We start from the raw sequence: 19,258 nt of genomic DNA, 5'->3' as shown, positions 1-19,258 counted from the left end.
TCTGTACCTCTTCCGGAGACAGAAGCACCGATGCGTTTCCGACGGCTGGGTCCTCATATAACACGGTCGATGGGCTGCCACGTGTCCCCTGCTCAACAGAAAGGAACATGCCATGAGCGACAGCAACATGATCGACCTCCTGGAGGACAAGCACCCAGTACGCGTCTACAAGTTCGTCCAGCACCTCGATGGGACGGACTGGACTCTCGACGCTCTGGAAAAGGGCTTCAGCCACCGCACCATCAAGGGCTGGGCCTGGATTCTCCAGGACCAGGACGTCGGCACCGATCACGTCCACGTCCTGCTATGGACCCACAAGGAGGTCAGCCCGGAGATTCTCGCCTCGTGGTTTGCGTTACCCGGCCCGCAGGTCCAGAAGGTGCGCGGCGGCAAGGCCGCGATCAAGGACGAGCTCGACTACATGCGGCACCAGGACCGCAGCTCGCAGGATCTCGGCAAGGTCCGCTATCCCGACTCAGCGATCCACGCCATCCCTGGCTGGGACTGGTTGGCCTTCGACCGGGAGATGGATGAACGCCGCACCCTGTCGGGTAGCGGTCGGCAGCGTTCCCGCAACGTCGAGCAGGCCATGAGCAGAGGTCTTTCGGTGAGGTCTGCGCTCACGCGCTCGACGACGACGGAGGCCCGTCTGCGTCGCGCTCGGGCGCGCTACCTCTTGGCGCAGGAGCCGCCACTGTTTCGACTCGCGTTCTACATGTATGGCAACGACGCCCTTCTCGTGGACGCGATCGGCCAGGGGCTCGCCGAAGCACTGGCAGGGGGTCATGATGGGGTGTTCGTCACCAGGAACGGCGTTGACGAGTACGACGGGGAGCGCGTCCTCTACTGGAACACGTCGATGTCTCAACTGGTCCTAGGGGACGGCCTGCAAGGTGCTGCACTGGTGGCGGCACTTGACGTGTTCCCAAGCAGGACGTCGGTCAACACGAGGTTCGGACACACCCAGCTCGTCCACGAGTTCACTGTCATTAGCGGTACAAGACCGTACCGCAGTCCGGAGTCGCTCCTAGGCGGTTTTCGTGAGTTCTTGGAAGCGTGGATGGACCACTTAGCACCAGCACACCTGCCGGTTGTCGTCTCTGTAAGCGCCGACCAGCTGGAGGTCCAGGTGAACGCGAGACTCCTCGGTAAAGGCACGTTGGACCAGTACCTCACCCTGGGACGTTTTCGGATGAACCTCCACCAGGTTCTCGCCTACGCCCGTGGTCTTCCTGAGAAGCAGCGTCGTGCCGTTGAACGCGACGCCACCCGGCGGCAGGTCGCGCCGATCCTTGAGGCCAGGGATCGGGTCATGGAGGCGCTCGCCCCTTCTGACTCCCCCGCTGGAGAGAGCCTGCCGAGCCCCCTGGCGCAGTTGCTCGCTGAGACGGGTAAGGAGGTGGCCGTATGAACCCGCAGTACCCGCTCGTCAAGTGAGCAAACCGAGGAAACAGACCAACCAGCAACCGGAAGGAAAATCACCATGAGCACCACCAATCTTGAGCTGCTCATCGCCAATGAGCAGCTCAAGCACGCTGAGCGTCTCAAGCGCCTACGCGCGCAGGCCGACAAGCAGGAGAAGACCCTGCTCCAGGAGGTCGCGCGCCTCCTGCGCTCTCAGGACCCTGAGCGCTTCGAACGGTATGCCGAGCACGTCAATCGGCAGCGCGAGGCCGATCGCCAGGCGCGATCAGAGCGTGCGGCTGCCTCGCGTGCTCGGAAGCAGACTGAGTCTGCCAGTGAGGGCGGTGGCCGGTATGAGTGACACATGTCTGAACCGGCTGGGCGTCGCAAACACTGCAATGTCTGTCCCCGCCCCGGGCGCCAGGCATGCAGAGGTGGCGTCCCCCTCGCCCACAGGGAGCGAAGCGAGCGAGGACGAGGGCCAGCGGGGTTTGGGGAACGAGGGCGGAGCCCGATTGTTCGACAAATCCCCTGCTGGCCTCTCTTCAGAACCGGCTCAGAAGGAGGATCACCGTGCCGGTTCTGTCTCCACCACGCGGCGTCATCGGGAAGCACTGCGCGTGGTGGAGGACAGGGAGACGCTCGATGCTCGCATCGCTGTGCGCGTCTCCCTCTCTGAGCTCGACGCCGTCAGGCGCCGAGCTCGTGGGCTGGGCGTTAAGCCCAGCGCATGGGCACGGGCGGTCCTGCGCGATGCGCTGGATACCCGACGCCATGAGGTCAGGGATCTTGCGGCTCACGCTGTGGCGCCTCGGCCCGCTCCCGAGGTATCCGAAGCTGTTGAGCAGTTGCGGCGAGTAGGTGTGAACCTCAATCAGGTGCTCCGTCGAGGGGATGTTGTTGATGCAGATCTGTTGTGTGAGTTGCGGGATGCGGTCAACGCCCTGCGTGGGTCGCTTGGTGACAGGACGGTGCTGTGAGATGTCGATAGTGAATGTCAAGAGCTCGAGGTGTGTCGCGAGCACGGTTCACTACGTGCTCTACGGGTCAGGCAAGCAGGGCAGGCAGCGTGCTGCTGCCAAGCAGCACCGGGCGGCGGCGCTTTCCGTATCCGTGGCCAACGGGAGTACTGACCCGAGTGAGTTCGTACGAATGACTCAGGCTCACAACGACGCTTGCAGTCGAAAGGTGGAGGCCTATACCTACATCCTCGCCTTCAGCCCTGACGAGTTCGATGTGCACAGTTCCGAAGACGCCCAGCGGGTCTGCGACATCGCTGAGATGCTCACGAACCGGATGCACAGTGCTGACTATCTCATCGCTGTGCATAGCGACGCTAAGGGGCATCATCTTCACGCTCACATTGTCGTCGCTAACCACGACAATCTGACGGGAAGGTGCCTAAATCGCAACACGAGCTGGGCACACGGGGTACGCCAACTCAACGATGAACTCATGCAGGAGCTTGGCCTTCAGGTGTTACCGGATCCAGGTAGGCCTAAGCCCGACTGGGACCAGCGTCGCGAGGACTTTGAGGCAGGCGGGTTCGAGCAGGTGATAGGCGACATCGTCGCTGACGCCCTCTCCGATCCTCGATGCGTTGACCAAGCAGCTTTCGAAAGCATTCTTGCAAATAACGGCGTCCGCCTTGCGGTGACCAAACGAGACGGCTGGAGCTACAAGATGCGCAGAAAAGACAGCGGAAAGTTAGGCAGACGCAAGGCCTCCTCCCTTACCCCAGAATTCACCTCTGAAGGCGCTCAGGAGATCTTCGAGTACCACGCCAAGAAGATGAAACATAACCCACACGTGAAAGGAAACAGCGATGGGGATTCTCAAACAGATACAGGAGCAAGACGAACGGAACACAACTACGGAGATCTTGCCCGACTTGATCTCGAGACTCGACAGCGTAGAGCAGCATCTGTCCAAGCTCACAAAGCACATCTCAGATCAGACAGCCTACATAAAGAGCATCGACGAGAACACGGCAGCACAGTTGGAGAGCCTGTTGATCTCGCATCCAGGCGAGCAGCACTCGACCGAGTTCGTCGAGATGCGGAACAGGCTGAGCGAGATCGAGAAGACGATCGCCGCCGTCGCCGAAACGCTCACCGCATCACGACACGTGACACTCCCCGACGGTACGACCGTACGATCAGCAGACTTTCAGGCCTACAACTTGACACAGAGGATCAACAACCAGCTCAAGACGATGGTTTCGAGCTGTGACCATCTCGCTAAGGAAGTCCGTCAACGCGGCACTGTTCGCATCAATACCGACAAACTCACCCAGCATTGCCTTGACGTCCTCGATAGACGACTAGCTGTGGCCGTCGAGGGCCCTTTACAGAGTGTCGAGCACAGATTGGACGGCCTTGAGGGACGTGTGTCATCTCTGGGAGCCAAGGAGATCTCTCGTGCCGTCGGTGAGGTTGAGCGGTTAACCACCAAAACCGACGAACTGACGGAAGCGATGCGAGACGCCGAGCTTCGTATTGACAGGCTCTCAGCCCGAGTGACTTGGGTGAGCGCAGGACGCATGTGCCTTGCGCTACTTCCACTTGCTGTAGTGCTTCTGGTGGTTGGAAGCCTGACCATGGGGGCCTTCCACGCGCTCGGCATGGGCCCCCTTCTGGGGTGGGCGTGGGCATCGTTCGCAGCGGCTCAGGCATGGTGGGCCAAGGCACTGATCGCACTGGGGACGCTCAGCTGCGTTGCGGCCTTCGCCTGGCTCGTCTGGTGGATCTCGCACCGGCTCGCCGATGAGTACGCGCGCTGGTAGCAATCACGACGTACCGAAACAGTGGGGCCCTGAGACCGTTGCGACGGCCTCAGGGCCCCACTGGCACCTCCGCGGAACCAGGTCACATTGTTGTGAGCAGGTGGATTGTCTGGCCGGCGGCCAGGGAGATCAGGGGAAGGAATCCTCCTAGAGGTGTAAACGAGATGACGATCATGATGCCTGCTGTGACGGCGCTTCTCTTCGCCAGGGTTCGTAGCGGCAGGTCGAGCTTCGTGGCGATGAAGCCAAGCAGTACAGCGGGAATGGCCCATACCAGGGTGGGGTTGATGAAGGAGAAGAGGAAGCCCGCGAGGAACAGGGGGTTGTCCTCGAGTACTTCTTCGGTAGTGGCACCCTTGAGAACTTCGATCATCATGTCGAGCCCAAGCACGTCGGCCACTGTGGCTAGGGTCAGGCAGAAGGCACCTACAGCTACTAGGCCGGGCGCGAGTTCTCTAGCCTGTCGTCCCGCTGGGCTGTCCCATTGAGAGCGTAGCCACCCCCAGAACCGGCTGTTGCAAGCAGCCTTGGTAATGATCAGCGACACGGGAACGAAAGCCACCGCCAACATGACTATCACCGCGAACGCGACTGGGAAGATGACGTCGCGATCGGGGGCGACCCCCATCACGGGCTTGCCAGTGGAGACGATATTCGTGGAGATCACGTCTATTGCCCTGAACTCCACGATGACCAGCGCGATCCACACGAGCAACAGAGCCCACCACCGCTTACGTAGCACGCGGCCGAGCGTCCATGAGCAGGATTGTGCACTTCTCATCTACGTCTCTCCTCGCGGGCGCCTCGAGGGCCAGTTGAGCCTACTTCTTCTTGAGCCAGTTGCCTGAGGTGTCTCGCTCGTACTTCTTGGTCTTGTTGTTGACAAATCCGATGGTGCCGTCCTGCATCACGGTGATGCCGACCTCGGCGATACCGTCGCGGTGCTTGCCGTCGTACATCTGGAAAGTCATATCGGTGGATGCCGATGCGTCATCGAAACTCGAAGCGCAGGACTTCACGATGGTGAAGCTGCTCGTGGAAGTCATGTACAGGCCCTTCTCGGGGTTGGATTCGTTAAGCTCTTTGTTGTCAAAGGAGTCCGTCTTCCCTGGGAACAGGAAGGCGGCCACGTTCTGGGCGGGCGTCTTCTCCTCGCTGCTTCCCGTGCCTTCCTGCTCGAGCTCGGCCCGACGGGTGCTGAGATCAGAGGCGCGGTCCTTGGTCTCTCGATCGATATCTGCCTCACTGGCAGCATCTCCGAGTTCCTCCTTGACATCCTTACGGATCTCGTCCTCGGTGGCGCCTCCGAACTCCTCGCGCAGCTGTTCGTCGACGTTCTTGGCCCTCTTCGTCGCCTGCTGCTCCTTGGTCTGCTCGGGCACTGATGCGACGGCCTCGCCGCCGCTCGCGTAGGTAACCGCGCCATCGACAGCGCACATACTCGATGAGTCGAGCTTGTGTGCGGTGAAGGTGACGCCGGTGACTGGGACCTGATTGCCGTCCTTGGTGACGACGTCGATAAGTCCCTGAGGCACCTGGGCGGTCGCTGCGCCCTTGGAGACGAAGTTGCTCAACGAGGCGAACTCGTAAACCTGGGCTGACGGACTACTCGCACCGCCTGAGGCACTGCCGGACGGGGCGGTGGCGGCTGAGCACCCGGCGAGTGACACAGCGCCTGCAAGCAGGACAAACGCCAGGACGGTTCTGGAGGGGCAGGACACAGGGATACCTCGATTCGGTTGGTGGTTCAGCACGATCATACGGAACTCATCGCTTCCAGTGGAAGCGATGAGTTCCTGGAATCGATGGATTCCGCCTCTCACGATGGGGACGTGGCGACATCGTTGAGGCAACGGCTTGGTGCAAATCTGCGCGCCGAGCGTCGTCGCCGTCGGCTCACGCAGGAGGACCTGGCTGAGCAGCTTGGGGTGACAGCCCGATACCTGGGCGGCATCGAGCGGGCGGAGCGCAACATGACGCTCGACTCCGTTGACGCCTTGGCCCAGGAACTTGGGATCGACGCCCTGGACCTGCTGGCCAGCACGCCCTCCGAAGGGCTGGCTCAGCGCCCGTAGAGACGCTGAAGGACTGCCGGACCCGGACTCAGTGATGAGGCCACGGCGCTCCAGCTCATTGCCCCGAACTGGACAAGCTCACGCACGCGGACAGCGATCGCCACATCCACAGCGTCACGCAGTGCCGCCAAGTCGCGCAGCTCCGCCTCCCCCAGCGACATGCTGGGGTCACCCACGTGCCATCTGAACCGTGCGACATGGTCGCACGCATTCGACTCCACACTCACAACGACACCCCTCCTCTACAGGTTGTGGAAGACGAAGACCCCGCCGCAAGGGGCATCGACAACGGTGAAGTCGTGCCGGCAGTCGCGCTCGTACTTGTCCCAGTCGAAGTGCCGGACAGCGTCCTCCGGCCACTGGTAGAACACGCCGCAGTCGTCGGCCCGGGACTCCACGAACTCACGGAATGAGTCCCAGCAGCCCTGATCGGCCTCTCCTCGAACTCGCTGGCCGACGGCACGCCGTTAACGTCCAGGGAAGGTGAGCAGTTCTCGTACCAGGCGAGAAGCTCCTCCCAGCGGTCACTTCCGACGTCGACGAAGATCTCACCCCAGGCAGCCGCCCGCGGCTGCGAGATCTTACTGACGCCACGTGGGAGGTACTCAGAGTCGAGCGCGAGCACCTCTTCGCAGCCTGGGTATACATACTCCTGGCCTCCGTGGACCTCGGCGAGGGTAACCTCTTCGATCATGTCGCAGGGGAACCAGCGGCCGACCAGGTGGCCGCTGTTGTTGCAGCTCAAGCATCCGAGCCACACAGCGGGCTGAGCATCGGTTTTCATTGACATTGGAACCTCCCAAGTAAGGGGAGGCCGGGCTGCGATACTCCAGTCTCGGTAAGAACACTCACGGGAACAGCCCGACCACCTCTATTGCCAACCTCGGGCCGTCGCGACAGCCCCCTGCTCCCACCCCATGGCCGGCCTGACCTTCAGTGTGACGATCACGCCGTAGGATCGTTGATGAGACTGGACGAGGAGGAAAATCGTGAGGCCTATGCCCCCGTACAACGACAATCAGATGGTCGTTGCGTACTACCGGTACTCCTCCTCTTCCCAGAACGAGGCCTCTATCGAGCAGCAGCGCGAGATGGTCCACCAGTGGGCGAAGTCACAGAGTCTCGTCGTCGTGAACGAGTACGAAGACGCAGCCAAGACCGGCACCAACGCCGACCGGCCCGGCTACCAGCTCATGCTGCGCGAGCTCCCGAAGATCAAGCCCGCCTACGTCGCGGTGTGGAAGAACGACCGTCTGGCACGCAAACGCACCGAGCTGATCCTGGTCAAGCAGACAATCCGCAAGGCCGGTGCCCGTGTGCACTACATCGAGGGAATCTCCCCCACCGACTCACCCGACTCGGTTCTCATGGAGGGAGTAGCGGACGCCTTCGCCGAGTACTACTCGCTCCAGCTCTCAGCCAACATCCGACGAGGCCAGCGGTATAACGCCGAGCGGGCGCTGAGCAACGGCCACAAGATCTTCGGCTTCTCCGTGGGCTCCGACAAACGGTACGTAGCGGACCCGGAGACCGCGCCCATCGTCACCCAGATCTTCGACGACTACGCCCACGGCGTCTCAATGCAGAAGATCGCGGATCGTCTGAACGCCCAGGGCATCCGCACGATCCGTGGATACCAGTTCACACCCAAGAACCTGAACAAGCTTCTGAAGAACCGCGCCTACATCGGCGAGTACTCCTTCGGGGAGCACGTCATCGAGGACGGCATGCCCCGCCTCGTCGCCGACGACGTCTTCGAGCAGGTCCAGCGCAGGTTCGCAATCAACAAGCGTTGCGGGGCCAAGACAAAGGCCGAACTGGCCGCCCAGGGCGAGGAAGCGCCCGTCTACTGGCTCACGGGGCGCATGTACTGTCTGACGTGCGGCGAATCGATGGAGGGCGTGAGCGGCACATCCAAGACAGGCCGAACCTACCGCTACTACTACTGCCTCAATCAGCGCAAGAAGAAGTGCTCAGCCAAGACGTTGCGCAAGGACGAGATCGAGACCCGCGTCATAGAGATCATCGAGTCCTTCCTCCATCAGCCTGAAATGCTGGCCTCGCTGGCTGTCGACCTAGCCGACCACTACCGCAAGACCCACGAACGCGGCGATGAGGTCCTCAATGCGCTGGAGGCCCGCAGGAGGGACATCGAGGCCAAGCTCGCCAACTTCGTCAAGGCGATCGCCCAGGGGATCTTCAACGCGTCGACCGCTGAGGCCATGAACGCCCTGGAGGCCCAGAAACAAGAACTCGACGCCGCGATCCAGACCGAGCGTGTCAAGGCAACCCTCTTCGAGGACGAGGTCTCAATCGGATCGTTCTACAAGAGGTTCGCCGAAGCTACGATCGACACCGTCGACACACGCGATCAGCTGTTCGACTACTTCGTCGACAAGGTCTTCGTCGGGCCGAACCAGATCATCATCGTGTCCTACTACTACGACAGCGAGAAGCACATCGAGCTCGAGGACCTGGAAGAGGCCCTTCTCAGCGGTGACAGAGCGGAGGAAGTGCGAATGTATGCCCGAAAGCACGAGTTCGACACTTCCCCCTCAAGTGGAGATGGGGGGAATCGAACCCCCGTCCGACGGGCGCACAACAGGACTTCTCCGGGTGCAGCTCGCTAGCGTTTTTCTCAGCCCCGGCATCTCACGCGAGCAAGGACGCCGACGGGCTCAGTCGATGAAAAGTCCCAAGAACCCTACCGACACGGGATCTCAGCAGTGGCTCCCTAGATGACGCCAGGAACCGGGGCGGAAGCGCTCCCCGGGCTGACGGACTTCGAGGCTCGCTCAGGCGGCGAGGGCGAAGTCGGTGCGAGTGTTATCGGCACCTATTGGTTCGCGCAGAGCGTTGACGAGATGACTGCGCATCCTCGACCCGCTTCTCCTGAACCTACGACCGTCGTCGAAACCGATCATCCCCTGTGCAGTTGTCACCGGCAGCCCTGAGGCCTCCCGGAACACGCCCTCAACGGGCCACACAAGTCTAGCAGGAAGAGGACGACCAGTGTCGGAGGACTGCGCCACACGGCGTCTCGGCGAGCTGCTCAACTGCGGCGATGGCGGGTCAGCGACTTGAACGAATATCATGACAGAACAGGCCGGTTACCTCGTGGTGGCCTCGGTCCTCCTCTGCACAGCGTCAAGGAGAGTGTCATGGACACACGCCTGTTTCCCGCCCTGGGCCGCGAGATCCCAGTCATCGGCACTGGTACGTGGCAACTGGGCATTGATCTGAGCGAAGTCGATCCTTCTCGTGCCTTCAGCAATCTCGATGCAGCATGCGCCTCGGGGGTCACCTTCATCGATACGGCCGACGCCTATGACAACGGCGCCTCAGAGAGGTTCCTCGGCGAGTTCTTCTCCGCTCGTCCTCGCACCGGACTCACGGTGGCCACGAAGATGGGGAGGAGCAGTGGAGAGAGGACGTATCCCACCGACGGCTTCAGTCGAGACCTTGTTCTTCACTGGAACGACCGCTCCCGGAAAAATCTCGGCACCGAGACCATCGACATTGTCCATCTGCATGCTCCTCCCATCGAGCTACTTCAACGCCAGCACCTGTGGGAGCTCCTCGACGAGCTGGTCGAGACCGAGCGGATACGCTGCTACGGAGTGAGCGTCCTCACCTGCGCCGAGGCTCTCGAGGCGATCCGGCACCTGGGTTGCGCGAGCGTGGAGATCATCGTGAACGTCTTCCGGCACAAGCCCCTGGAGGAAGTTCTCCCCGCTGCGCGCGAGTCCGGGACCGCAATGATCGCGAGGGTTCCGCTACCTGATGGGCTGCTGTCCCATAACCGTCGTCGTGGTAGTACACCCGCACCGCCCGGATCAGTGGCGGCCCTCGACGCCGGCTGGATCTACTCCGTGGTCCCCGACGAGGTGGGAATGCAAGCCGCCCACGAGTTCTCCGGCCTGTGCCGCCGGCTCGGCCCCGAGCATGTTCCACCGGTCCAGGTCGCCCTGCGGTGGCTCCTGGATCAGGAGGGCATCACCTGCATCCTGCCTGACGCTCATAGTCTCAATCAGGTACGCTCCAACGCCCGTGCAGCCGAGCTGCCACCGCTGAGTCAGGAGATGCACACTGCGGTGAGAGAGCTCTACGACCGTCTCATCAGGCCCTACGTACACCAGCACTGGTAGGACCGGACGACACGAGTGAGGGCCGCGCAGGCTATACAAGCCGTGCGGATGATCACGGCGGCCTCAGCCCCGACGTCGGTTGGCGGCGGCCATGGCCCGGGCAGCCTCCCTCTTGTCCTGCGCCTCGCGCAGGGCCTGGCGCTTGTCCCAGTCCTGCTTGCCTCGGGCAAGGGCGATCTCCAGCTTGGCGCGGCCACCGATGAAGTACAGCTCCAGCGGGACCACGGTGTAGCCCTTGGCCTGCACCCTGGTCTTAAGACGCTCGAGCTCGCTGCGGTGCAGGAGCAGCTTGCGCTTGCGACGTGGGGAGTGGTTGTTCCACGTGCCCTGCAGGTACTCGGGGATGTGAGCGCCGTGAAGCCAGGCCTCGCCATAGCGGTCGATCTCGATCCAGGCCTCGGTGAGCGAGGCGCGTCCCATGCGCAACGCCTTGACCTCGGTGCCGGTGAGGACCAGCCCTGCCTCATATCGGTCCTCGATGAAGTAGTCGTGAGCCGCCTTACGGTTACGAGCCACCGTCTTGCGGGCGTCGGAGGCGGCCTTGGCCTTCTGCCCGGCGGTGGGCTTGGTGGCCCGAGCAGATCTTCCGGCGGGAGTCATCGGCCTGTCCTTTCACGAGTACGGAGTGTGAGCGCGCCCGCATAAGGATTCCCCGGAGCGTGCCCCGGCATGCCCCGAGTCAGCCTCACAGCCGGATCGCGGCGCCGCGCTGCGGAACGATGACGCGCAGGATCAGGAGTCTACGGTGCCCGTCAAGGACGACTCGCTAGAAGCCGGGCAGCGACATCGGGTCGATGTAGGCCCCGTCCTGAGCCACCTGGAAGTGGACGTGCGGCCCGGTGGCGTAGCCGGTCGATCCGGTGGACCCCACGACGTCGCCACGGTTGACGTACTGGCCGTCGGCGATGGTCCGTCCCGAGAGGTGGCACAGGGTGACGACGTAGGAGTGGCCGTCGATGATGCCACCGTTGATGTCGATGCCGGTACCGCAGGACTCGGAGTTCCAGTAGGTGGCCACTCCGGAGACCGCGGCGTACTGCGGTGTGCCCTCGCTCGCGGCGAAGTCGACGCCCTGGTGCCCGGTTCCAGTGCCGGTCACCGGGTGGACGCGGTAGCCGAAGGGAGAGGTCACCTCCAGACGGCCGGTGATCGGGTGACCGATGTACCCGTCTCCCAAGGAGTCCGCGGCGATGGAGCTGGAGGGAACCGATGGCATCGTTCCCGCGCTGGCCGCGGCACGGTTGGCGGCGTCGATCTCCGAGACGCGAGCAGCGGCGGCGGCTGCGTCCGCATTGGCCTGGTCGAGCTGCGCCTGCAGATCGCTCTTTCGGCTCTCCAGCGCTGAAGCGGCTGTCTGCTTGTCAGCGGCCAGCTTGGCGACCTCGTCCCGCTTGGTCTGCGCGGTATCCCGAGCAGTCTTGGCATCCGCCTCAGCGGCGTCGGCCTCCGTCTTGAGGGTGCTGACCCGTGTCGTGGCGGCGTTCTGCCGAGCCTCGCGGTTGGCGTTCTGGGCGCGCTCGACCTCAGCGGCGGAGAGCACGGCCTCCTGAACCCCGGATCCGATCTCAACGGCGGAGGCACGCTGGTTGAGGTCCTCGACGTCCTGCGAGGCGAGGACGTAGCTCCACGAGGTGACCGAGTTGTCTCCCTGGTAGGTGGATACCACGATCTCCGCCACGGAGTCAGAGGTCTCTGAGGCGGTCTTCTTCGAGGCGTCGGACTCCTGCTTGACCGTGTCGAGACTGGTCTGCGCCGTGGTCAGGCGGTCGCTGGCGATCTGCTTCTCGCGCTCCTTCTCAGACAGGGTCGTCTCGGCACTGGTCAGCTCCGTCTCTGCTGCAGTCAAGGAGTTCTGGGCATTCTGCAGTGAGATGTACGCCTGCCCCAGGTCGGCGCTGACTCCCTCGAGGGAGGAGATGACCTCCTGCTGCTTGCGCTCGGCCTCATTCTGGTTCGCGACTGCGTCATCACGCTCATCGGCCAGGGAGATGTCACTCGAGTAGAAGAAGGCGAGGCTGACGGCGGCGAGCGCGCAGACCGCGGCACGTCGACGTGAGTGGCGGAGGAACGGACGAGACAGCATGTGAGATCAGACCCTCGTGTACTTGGACAAGGAGAAGGCGGATGAGACGGCGGCCAAGGCGATGGCCGCCAGAATGAGCCAAGGAGACAGGAAGAGAACGTCCTTGGTGGTGATGAAGGCACTCGTGAAGGAGATCGAGGAGGCCAGCCACCCCTCCACGACATAGCGGACCCCCACCCACAGGGTGACCACGGCCAGGACAGCTCCGGTGAGGGCCGCAATCACTCCTTCAAGAATGAAGGGCAGCTGGATGAAGAGGTTCGAGGCGCCCACCAGGCGCATGATGCCCGTCTGTCGAGATCGGGACATGGCAGACAGCCTGATGGTCGTTGAGATGAGCAGGACCGCGGCCACCGCCATGATGGTTGCCAGCCCTCCGGTGATCCAGGAGGCCCGGTTCATCACGAGGAAGAGAGGCTCCAGGGTGGAGCGTTGGTCAACCACCCGCTCAACGCCACTGTGTCCCTCGAACTGCTCGGCCACCAGCTTGTAGTTCTCCGCGTCCTTGAGCTTGATGCGGAAGGAGACGGGCATCATGTCCTCGGTGGCGTTTCGCCCCACGGCTGACTTGGCATAGGCCTTCATGAAGTTCTTGTAGGCCTCGGCCTTGGTCTCCATCTGGTAGGACTTGACGTAGCCGGAGGGGGCGCCGCTGGTGATGAGCTTCTCGACGTCGCTGATCTGGGCCGCGGTGGCCTCGCCGTTGGCGCAGTTGGAGGAGGCCGATGACTTGGGGCACATGTAGACCGAGACCTCGACCTTGTCGTACCAATCGCCCTTCATGGTCGAGATCTGGCTCTGCAGGAGGGACGAGGCCCCTACGAAGAGCAGGGACACGAAGGCGACGAGAATGACGGACACCGTCATCGCCAGATTGCGGGACATGCCCTTGGCGGTCTCCGAGAGGATGAAACGCAGTCTCACAGTTCTTCTCTTCTCCTTCAGCGGTCCGAGCCGTAGACACCGCGGTCCTGGTCACGCACGACCTCACCGCCCTTGAGCTCGATGACACGTTTGCGCATCTGGTCGACGATCTCGTCGTCGTGGGTGGCCATCACGACCGTGGTCCCCTGCCGGTTGATGCGGTCGAGCAGGCGCATGATGCCCACCGAGGTCGAGGGGTCCAGGTTTCCCGTGGGCTCGTCGGCCAGGAGCAGCTTGGGGCGGTTGACCATGGCGCGGGCGATCGCGACGCGCTGCTGCTCACCTCCGGAGAGCTCGTGCGGGAGGCGCTTCTCCTTGCCGGCCAGCCCCACCAGGTCAAGGGCCTCCGGCACAGCGGAGAGGATGTAGTGGCGGGGCTTACCAATGACCTGAGAGGCCAGAGCCACGTTCTCCAGAACGTTCTTGTTCTCCAGGAGCCGGAAGTCCTGGAAGACGAAGCCGATCTCCCGCCGCAGCTGGGGCACCTTCCACGAGGAGATCTGCGACAGATCACGTCCCAGGACGTGGATACGCCCCTTGGTGGGACGCTCCTCTCGCAGGACCAGGCGCAGGAAGGTCGACTTTCCCGACCCCGAGGCGCCCACGAGGAACACGAACTCGTCGCGGTTGACCTTGATGTCGACATCGTCAAGCGCTGGACGCGCCCCTCGCTTGTAGACCTTCGAGACGTGGTCGAAGCGGATCATCTGCTCGTTGCTCCCCTGCTGTGCCCCGAGCACGGCACCCGGGTTCATGGCGTTATGGCCACGGTATGCGTCAACACGCCAATTTCCGTCCGTGACACGCCCACCAGGGATGTGGCTTGTTCCGGCAACGACAAGGTGTGATCCTCTTGTGATCGAACGACTCGTGAGCTCCTGCGCTCCTACAGCTCGCCGGCCGCACATCCTAGGCTTGAGCGCATGAGTGAGATCTCCTTGTCCCACGTGTTGTCACGGACTTTCGAGGATCGTGTGGACCTGGGGTCCTGGGCACGTTTCACCCCGTCTCTGGCCCGGTTCCTGGAGCAGGCGTGCCTGCCGGCGCCGAGGCCTGCCACGCAGCGAGCGGAGGCACCCGACTCTGCCGCCGGGCCCGTCATTGATCCGTCCGGGGCGACCCTGCTCCTGACTGCTCCGACCCCCATCGTCAAGGTCGAGGAGCTGACCCAGGAGGGGCGGTGGTCACGACTCCTGTCGAGGCTGACGCGAGGCGCTCCGCCCGTCCCCTCCCCCGATCTGCCGGGTGTTGTCCTTATGGGACGCGAGGAGGGGATCGAGGTGTCTCTTCCGGGGCTCGATGCGCGAGGGCGAGTGCTGCTGGGACCTACCGAGCGAGGGATCCTGGACAGGATCGGCTGGCAGGAGACCGGCCATGTCTTCACGCGTCTGCTGCCCGACGGCGATGAGACCGCCGAGATGGTGACACGCATCCTCATCGAGGTGCTCGAAGTCGCCCATCCCGCAGACCTCGACTACCTCCTTCGTGCACATTCCGACGTCAGCTGATCTGTGCAGCCTCTTGCGCGAGATCGTCGGCGAGCTCATAGGAGGGCCACTGCGCCTCGGGCTCCGAGGACGCCGGACCGATGACGACGGGCTCAGCGCTCTCAGCCGGATCCCCGCAGGACTCGGGCGAGCTCGCAGGCGGCTCAGCCCCCTGGGCCTCCGAGGACGTGACGTCGCCTGCCGTCACCGCAGTGTCCCAGTGATCGGATGAGACGTGGTACTCGGCGCACTCAGCGCCAGACTCGGGCGCGGTCGGATCGGTGCCGGCTCCCGAGGGGGCCGACGGCGCCGTCTCCGAGCTCCTGACTCGAGCGAAGCGAGACTCTCCCCTGGTCAGGTCATGGCCGGCGGCCTGCAGCGTGATGACGTTGGTCTCGTGCTTCCTGCCGTCGCTCTCCCAGGACTCCTGAGAGAAGCGTCCGGTGAGCAGAACCGCGTCGCCCTTACGCACCGAGTGGCTCAGGTTGGCGGCGAGCTGGCCCCACGCCTTGGCGGTGAACCAGATGGTCTCGGCATTGCTCCAGCCCTGATCGGTGCGGTAGGTCGGCGTGACGGCGACTCGGAAACGGCAGTAGGGACGGGCCTTGTCCCCCACACGGGACAGGACCGGATTCGTTCCGACGACGCCCTGGACGGTGAGGTCGAGCTGACGAGTCATGAGGAAGCTCCTTGGTTGTGGGCGGGCGACGCTCTGCCGCCCCTGCACCACCACCGTGCTCGTCGCGTTCCTCAGTTGCCCAGCGGAAGCCGGCCCGCCTCCCCGTACCGGGCATGGGCAAGTACGGAACCGTTGCCTGTGGCCACTGGCAGGCCTCGGCAAGAGGCGGCTTACAGCCCCAGGGCGGTCTGCAGCACCCGGTGCTTCTCCAGGACTCTGGCGGCGGGCTGGCTCAGTCCTCGCTCCACCACCGCCTCCAGTCGGGCACGCACCTGCTGCCCATACCGTTCGGCCTCGCGGCGCGCCCTGATCCGCCGACGTACCGTGGCCAGCAGTGCTGCCACCACCCCGAGCACGATGAGGCAGACCGGGACGATCTCGATGCTGTGGCGCAGCGCCTCGATCCCGTCCCGGACTACGGCAGTGGTCAGCCACGCCACCCCGCCGATCACCAAAAGCAGACCACCCCACCACAGCAGGTCGATCACCGGTTGACGATGCCCCGGAAGCGGGACGGAGCCGACCGCCTCGGCCGTCTGCCCCGCCAAGGTCTCGGGCGGAAAGACGGAGGACTCGACGCTTCGCGCCCAGGCCGGCGGCAGCCCCTGGGAGGTGCGGTGCACCCAGGTGGAGTGCGCCGAGGCCACCGCGGTACGCGAAGGAGGCTCGGGGCGGGCCAGTGCCCTGGGCATGACCTTGGACAGGCCGGCTCTCACCGAGTCCTCCACGGCCTGGGCACCGGATGCCTGCAGCAGCACCTTGGTGGCGTCCTCGGTGAGGTCGGTGTTGAGCTCCACCTTGTTCTTGGCGACCGTGGGACGCAGGCGTCGCGTGATCGCGTCGAGCTCGGCCGAGGCCGTACGAGCCGCGTTGGACTCCCGCGCGACGCGCTGGCGCAGAAGATCGCGCACGATATCGAGGTTGTCGCCGCGCACCGCCGATACCGGCAGCACCTGGACCCGGCTGAGACCGTCCTCCTTGAGGAGGGAGCCGACGTCGTCGAGCAGGCTCGCCAACCCGCTCTCGGGGAGGGTGTCCACCTGGTTGACCAGGACGAGCATGTCCTCCTGGCGGGCGCCGAGCCCGCGCAGGTAGCCGTCGTGCAGGGCTGCGTCGGCATACTTCTGAGGATCCACGACCCACACGAGGATGTCGGCCAGCGGCACGAGCCGGTCCACCTGCAACGAGTGCTCCGTGGTCACCGAGTCGTAGTCGGGCACGTCGAGCAGGACCAGGCCCGCCATGCTCCCCTGATCCTCGGCGTCCAGAATCGAGTCTCGTCGAATACGCCTCTCTGTGGAGACCCCCAGGAAGTCCAGGAGCGGCCCGGCTGCGTCGCCCCAGGAGCAGGCAGCCGCCCGAGACGTCGTGGGCCGTCGGGCACCGACATCGGCGAAGTCCAGCTGGGTCAAGGCGTTGAACAGGGACGACTTGCCCGAGCCGGTGCCGCCGAACAGCGCCACGACGGTGTGATCCACCCCCAGCGCGAGACGCTGCGCCACGGCGTCGAGCGCCTTGTGAGCAGGGATCGACAGCGAGGCAGGTACCTCGGTGGGACACATGCGCAGGGCCTCGCGAACCGCGTTCAGGCGGGCATCGAGGTGCTCGGCGTCGAGCACCTCGAAGTCCGTCTGCGCAGTGGGCGCGGAGGAGGTGAGGGGTGTGTCGGACTGGCTCATGCTGTGGCTCCGGGACGGGTGAAGGGCTTGAGCTCGCCTGAGCGCAGACGTAGCGCGGCGGCGAACCCGGGGGCGGGGGCGAGTGAGGTTGCCGTCCCCTTGGGGACTGTTGCGGTCAGCGCCTCCGTGACCGCCTCCACCAGGAGCGTGCCTGCCTGGGCGGTCTGCTCCTCCAGGCCCAGACGCCTGGAGGCCAGGACGGCTCCGTCGACACCGGCGGCCGCGGAGATGAGGAGGTCGACGACGCTGGCGGGGGCCAGTCTACGAATCGAGTGCGGAATCTCGATATTGGCCTCGAGGTAACCGACCCAGGCATCCACGGTCGCTGCCGCCTCGTCACCCTGTCCCAGGATCTTACGTGCACGATCGCCGGCTCCCGCCTCGGTCCAGGCACGCTCCGTCGTGGCACGCAGGGACACGATCGCGGCCTCGAGCTGGTTGGCCAGTGCCTGGCGGGCGTCAGCGGCCAGCTGGGCGAGCCCTTCGGCACGAGCCTTGTCCGCCCGCCCCAGGAATCCTCGGCGCAGCCTGCCGCCTTGAGCCAGCGAGGCCAAGGGACCGCCGGAGGAGGCCAGAGTGATCCACCGGGTGGCGGTGGCGCCCTGGCCCGCGGAACCGGCCTTGATATCGCGACTCAACGACTCGATTGCCGCCTCCCTCAGCGCCTGACACTCTCTCTCCAGGTCCTGCGCCGCCGCCTCCTGGGCGTCGACGTCGTCGGCCAGCTGCTCCAGGTTCGCACGTAACGTGCTCCATACGCCTCTACCTGTACGGCGCACGAGTCCGGCCGCACGGTGACGGCCTGCGAGGAGCTGCAACCAGTCACGCAGCTCGGTCACACCGTCGCCCGACAGAAGCCCCTCGTGCGGCCCCGCGTCCGGGATGACGAAGAACGGCGCCTCCGACAGTCCCAGCCCCTGCAGGCGGGTGATGAGGTCCCGACGCACCTCGGACAGGATCGTCGCCGGTACACGGTTGAGGACCACACCGATAGGGGTCTCACGCCGAGCGGCGTCTTCCAGGGTCGCCCACGGCGTCTGGTCGCCGTAGCGCGCTGCGGTGGTGACGAAGAGCCACAGGTCGGCGGCCTCCAGCAGCCTGCCGGCCAGCGCCCGGTTGGCCTCTTGGACCGAGTCCAAGTCAGAGGCATCAATGAGGGCCAGGCCCGCCGGTATGGCGGCGGAGACCTCCTGGCGGCAGACCTCCATCAGAGGGTGCTCGCCCAGAGACTCCATGTCCTCAGGATTGGCCACTAGGACCGGTATCCGCGTGGTGGGCCGCAATACCCCCGCGTCCGAGACCTCCTGGCCGAGCACGGAGTTGACGAGGGTGGACTTTCCGGCACCCGTGGACCCCCCGACTACCACGATGGAGGGGATGTCGGCATCCTGCAGACGGGGAATCACCTGATCGCGGACCTGTCCAATGAGACCGTCACGCAGCGCACGTGCAGCCTCGACGCCGTCGGCGCTCAGAGTCAGGTCGAGACGCTCGAGGTCCCTGACCAGGTCGGTGAGGACATCGAGGAGCTGAGCGCGACTCAGCGAGGAGACGGGGGCATCGTCCTCGGAGCGGCGCGAGGGGACAGGAGCGGGCATGTGCCAACACTATGAGCACAGCGCAGCAGAGTCGACGATTGATCTCGACAGTCCACCCCACGGGTGTCGTGTGCCCAGTGAGAATCTCCTGTTACTCCGCTGTGACGAGCGGAACGAGGCACTCACCAGCCGAAGGAGACGAATCAGCACCTCCCGGAGGAGGGAAAGGCGGAGCCGTTGTCACTGACTCCCGGGACGGGAGGGTCGACCGCCCACCGGTGCGGCAGCATCGCCCGACCGGTTCAGCCCTGCGGCCCGAGCGGTCGATAATCGGCAGAATTTCAACCTTCTTTCGGACCTCTCCTGAGTGCCCCCGGCCGGACTCGAACCGGCAACCTGCGGATTAGAAGGCCGATGCTCTATCCATTGAGCTACGGAGGCGTGCGCAAGCGCTCG

At 64.2% G+C, this 19,258-nt stretch carries 18 protein-coding genes, 1 tRNA gene, 1 other RNA gene and 2 pseudogenes; 9 read left to right on the top strand and 13 right to left on the bottom strand.

What is annotated here, in order from left to right:
* Nucleotides 1-112 precede the first annotated feature (112 nt).
* From BQ8008_RS02575 to BQ8008_RS13575, 5 genes and pseudogenes are all read left to right on the top strand, one after another.
* Entirely contained in the window at nt 113-1,411 is a 1,299-nt protein-coding gene (locus BQ8008_RS02575; RefSeq protein WP_108832675.1) for a hypothetical protein, read from the top strand.
* A 72-nt stretch (nt 1,412-1,483) separates the two neighbouring features.
* Nucleotides 1,484-1,765: a hypothetical protein gene (locus tag BQ8008_RS02570; protein ID WP_108832674.1), complete on the top strand. Its 282-nt coding sequence runs from the start codon at nt 1,484-1,486 to the stop codon at nt 1,763-1,765.
* Nucleotides 1,758-2,384 carry a plasmid mobilization protein gene (locus tag BQ8008_RS14090; RefSeq protein ID WP_442778211.1) on the top strand — a complete coding sequence of 209 codons (627 nt, stop codon included), beginning with the start codon at nt 1,758-1,760 and terminating at the stop codon, nt 2,382-2,384. The genes BQ8008_RS02570 and BQ8008_RS14090 overlap by 8 nt, the downstream gene beginning before the upstream one ends.
* Nucleotides 2,299-2,817: pseudogene (locus tag BQ8008_RS14085) on the top strand (relaxase/mobilization nuclease domain-containing protein); the annotation flags it as partial. The gene BQ8008_RS14090 and the pseudogene BQ8008_RS14085, both read left to right, overlap by 86 nt.
* 412 nt (nt 2,818-3,229) lie before the next feature.
* The gene (locus BQ8008_RS13575) at nt 3,230-4,189 is read left to right on the top strand and encodes a hypothetical protein (RefSeq protein ID WP_234415188.1); all 960 of its coding nucleotides are present in this window, start codon (nt 3,230-3,232) and stop codon (nt 4,187-4,189) included.
* A gap of 82 nt (nt 4,190-4,271) precedes the next feature.
* On the opposite strand, the gene BQ8008_RS02550 is transcribed toward BQ8008_RS13575, so the two are convergent.
* Nucleotides 4,272-4,970 (bottom strand): hypothetical protein, encoded by a 699-nt coding sequence (locus BQ8008_RS02550; RefSeq protein WP_159086760.1) that lies wholly within the window; start codon nt 4,968-4,970, stop codon nt 4,272-4,274.
* A gap of 40 nt (nt 4,971-5,010) precedes the next feature.
* Nucleotides 5,011-5,763: a hypothetical protein gene (locus tag BQ8008_RS02545; protein WP_108832670.1), complete on the bottom strand. Its 753-nt coding sequence runs from the start codon at nt 5,761-5,763 to the stop codon at nt 5,011-5,013.
* A 258-nt stretch (nt 5,764-6,021) separates the two neighbouring features.
* On the opposite strand from BQ8008_RS02545, the gene BQ8008_RS02540 reads away from it, so the two are divergent.
* The gene (locus BQ8008_RS02540) at nt 6,022-6,264 is read left to right on the top strand and encodes a helix-turn-helix domain-containing protein (RefSeq protein WP_234415187.1); all 243 of its coding nucleotides are present in this window, start codon (nt 6,022-6,024) and stop codon (nt 6,262-6,264) included.
* Here the strand turns inward: BQ8008_RS02540 and BQ8008_RS02535 are convergent.
* Both BQ8008_RS02535 and BQ8008_RS02530 read right to left on the bottom strand, forming a co-directional pair.
* The gene (locus tag BQ8008_RS02535; protein ID WP_159086759.1) at nt 6,252-6,440 is read right to left on the bottom strand and encodes a hypothetical protein; all 189 of its coding nucleotides are present in this window, start codon (nt 6,438-6,440) and stop codon (nt 6,252-6,254) included. The genes BQ8008_RS02540 and BQ8008_RS02535 overlap by 13 nt on opposite strands.
* Before the next feature lie 66 nt (nt 6,441-6,506).
* Nucleotides 6,507-6,662: a hypothetical protein gene (locus BQ8008_RS02530; RefSeq protein ID WP_108832668.1), complete on the bottom strand. Its 156-nt coding sequence runs from the start codon at nt 6,660-6,662 to the stop codon at nt 6,507-6,509.
* A 600-nt stretch (nt 6,663-7,262) separates the two neighbouring features.
* On the opposite strand from BQ8008_RS02530, the pseudogene BQ8008_RS14080 reads away from it, so the two are divergent.
* Nucleotides 7,263-8,273 (top strand): annotated as a pseudogene (locus BQ8008_RS14080) (recombinase family protein); the annotation flags it as partial.
* A 548-nt stretch (nt 8,274-8,821) separates the two neighbouring features.
* On the opposite strand, the gene ssrA reads toward BQ8008_RS14080, so the two are convergent.
* Nucleotides 8,822-9,192, bottom strand: a transfer-messenger RNA (tmRNA) gene (ssrA, locus tag BQ8008_RS02515).
* A 233-nt stretch (nt 9,193-9,425) separates the two neighbouring features.
* Here ssrA and BQ8008_RS02510 point away from each other — a divergent pair.
* Entirely contained in the window at nt 9,426-10,412 is a 987-nt protein-coding gene (locus BQ8008_RS02510) for an aldo/keto reductase (RefSeq protein WP_108832666.1), read from the top strand.
* Nucleotides 10,413-10,475: 63 nt separating this feature from the next.
* Here the strand turns inward: BQ8008_RS02510 and smpB are convergent, their stop codons facing one another.
* The 4 genes from smpB to ftsE form a co-directional block, all read right to left on the bottom strand.
* On the bottom strand, nt 10,476-11,012 hold the full coding sequence (gene smpB / locus BQ8008_RS02505) for an SsrA-binding protein SmpB (RefSeq protein ID WP_108832665.1): 537 nt from the start codon (nt 11,010-11,012) through the stop codon (nt 10,476-10,478).
* 166 nt (nt 11,013-11,178) lie between these two features.
* A complete protein-coding gene (locus BQ8008_RS02500; protein ID WP_108832664.1) occupies nt 11,179-12,495 on the bottom strand; it encodes a M23 family metallopeptidase in 1,317 nt (438 codons plus the stop codon).
* Nucleotides 12,496-12,501: 6 nt separating this feature from the next.
* Nucleotides 12,502-13,419, bottom strand: coding sequence for a permease-like cell division protein FtsX (ftsX, locus tag BQ8008_RS02495; protein ID WP_108832663.1), 918 nt, complete (start codon nt 13,417-13,419; stop codon nt 12,502-12,504).
* Nucleotides 13,420-13,436: 17 nt separating this feature from the next.
* Nucleotides 13,437-14,126, bottom strand: a complete 690-nt coding sequence (ftsE, locus tag BQ8008_RS02490; protein WP_009398449.1) for a cell division ATP-binding protein FtsE — start codon at nt 14,124-14,126, stop codon at nt 13,437-13,439.
* A 216-nt stretch (nt 14,127-14,342) separates the two neighbouring features.
* On the opposite strand from ftsE, the gene BQ8008_RS02485 reads away from it, so the two are divergent.
* Nucleotides 14,343-14,927, top strand: a complete 585-nt coding sequence (locus BQ8008_RS02485; protein ID WP_108832662.1) for a hypothetical protein — start codon at nt 14,343-14,345, stop codon at nt 14,925-14,927.
* Here BQ8008_RS02485 and BQ8008_RS02480 read toward each other — a convergent pair.
* The 4 genes from BQ8008_RS02480 to BQ8008_RS02465 all read right to left on the bottom strand — a co-directional run bounded on the left by BQ8008_RS02480 (nt 14,920) and on the right by BQ8008_RS02465 (nt 19,243).
* On the bottom strand, nt 14,920-15,585 hold the full coding sequence (locus tag BQ8008_RS02480; RefSeq protein ID WP_108832661.1) for a single-stranded DNA-binding protein: 666 nt from the start codon (nt 15,583-15,585) through the stop codon (nt 14,920-14,922). The two genes, BQ8008_RS02485 and BQ8008_RS02480, sit on opposite strands and share 8 nt — an antisense overlap.
* Before the next feature lie 170 nt (nt 15,586-15,755).
* Nucleotides 15,756-17,264, bottom strand: a complete 1,509-nt coding sequence (locus tag BQ8008_RS02475; protein WP_108832660.1) for a GTPase — start codon at nt 17,262-17,264, stop codon at nt 15,756-15,758.
* Nucleotides 17,261-18,862 carry an ABC transporter gene (locus BQ8008_RS02470; RefSeq protein WP_108832659.1) on the bottom strand — a complete coding sequence of 534 codons (1,602 nt, stop codon included), beginning with the start codon at nt 18,860-18,862 and terminating at the stop codon, nt 17,261-17,263. Before BQ8008_RS02470 ends, BQ8008_RS02475 begins: the two co-directional genes overlap by 4 nt.
* 308 nt (nt 18,863-19,170) lie before the next feature.
* Nucleotides 19,171-19,243 (bottom strand) — tRNA-Arg (locus tag BQ8008_RS02465).
* Nucleotides 19,244-19,258 lie beyond the last annotated feature (15 nt).

Source organism: Actinomyces sp. Marseille-P3109, from assembly GCF_900323545.1.
In the GTDB taxonomy this organism is placed as follows: Bacteria; Actinomycetota; Actinomycetes; order Actinomycetales; family Actinomycetaceae; genus Actinomyces.
The sequence above is the reverse complement of the archived record's forward strand: the minus strand, read 5'-3'. Positions and strand labels throughout refer to the sequence as shown.

Coding starts and splice junctions, on each gene's coding strand:
- BQ8008_RS02575 (WP_108832675.1), top strand. CDS start 113: ATGAGCGACAGCAACATGATCGACCTCCTGGAGGACAAGCACCCAGTA.
- BQ8008_RS02570 (WP_108832674.1), top strand. CDS start 1,484: ATGAGCACCACCAATCTTGAGCTGCTCATCGCCAATGAGCAGCTCAAG.
- BQ8008_RS14090 (WP_442778211.1), top strand. CDS start 1,758: ATGAGTGACACATGTCTGAACCGGCTGGGCGTCGCAAACACTGCAATG.
- BQ8008_RS13575 (WP_234415188.1), top strand. CDS start 3,230: ATGGGGATTCTCAAACAGATACAGGAGCAAGACGAACGGAACACAACT.
- BQ8008_RS02550 (WP_159086760.1), bottom strand. CDS start 4,970: ATGAGAAGTGCACAATCCTGCTCATGGACGCTCGGCCGCGTGCTACGT.
- BQ8008_RS02510 (WP_108832666.1), top strand. CDS start 9,426: ATGGACACACGCCTGTTTCCCGCCCTGGGCCGCGAGATCCCAGTCATC.
- smpB (WP_108832665.1), bottom strand. CDS start 11,012: ATGACTCCCGCCGGAAGATCTGCTCGGGCCACCAAGCCCACCGCCGGG.
- BQ8008_RS02500 (WP_108832664.1), bottom strand. CDS start 12,495: ATGCTGTCTCGTCCGTTCCTCCGCCACTCACGTCGACGTGCCGCGGTC.
- ftsE (WP_009398449.1), bottom strand. CDS start 14,126: ATGATCCGCTTCGACCACGTCTCGAAGGTCTACAAGCGAGGGGCGCGT.
- BQ8008_RS02485 (WP_108832662.1), top strand. CDS start 14,343: ATGAGTGAGATCTCCTTGTCCCACGTGTTGTCACGGACTTTCGAGGAT.
- BQ8008_RS02480 (WP_108832661.1), bottom strand. CDS start 15,585: ATGACTCGTCAGCTCGACCTCACCGTCCAGGGCGTCGTCGGAACGAAT.
- BQ8008_RS02475 (WP_108832660.1), bottom strand. CDS start 17,264: ATGAGCCAGTCCGACACACCCCTCACCTCCTCCGCGCCCACTGCGCAG.
- BQ8008_RS02470 (WP_108832659.1), bottom strand. CDS start 18,862: ATGCCCGCTCCTGTCCCCTCGCGCCGCTCCGAGGACGATGCCCCCGTC.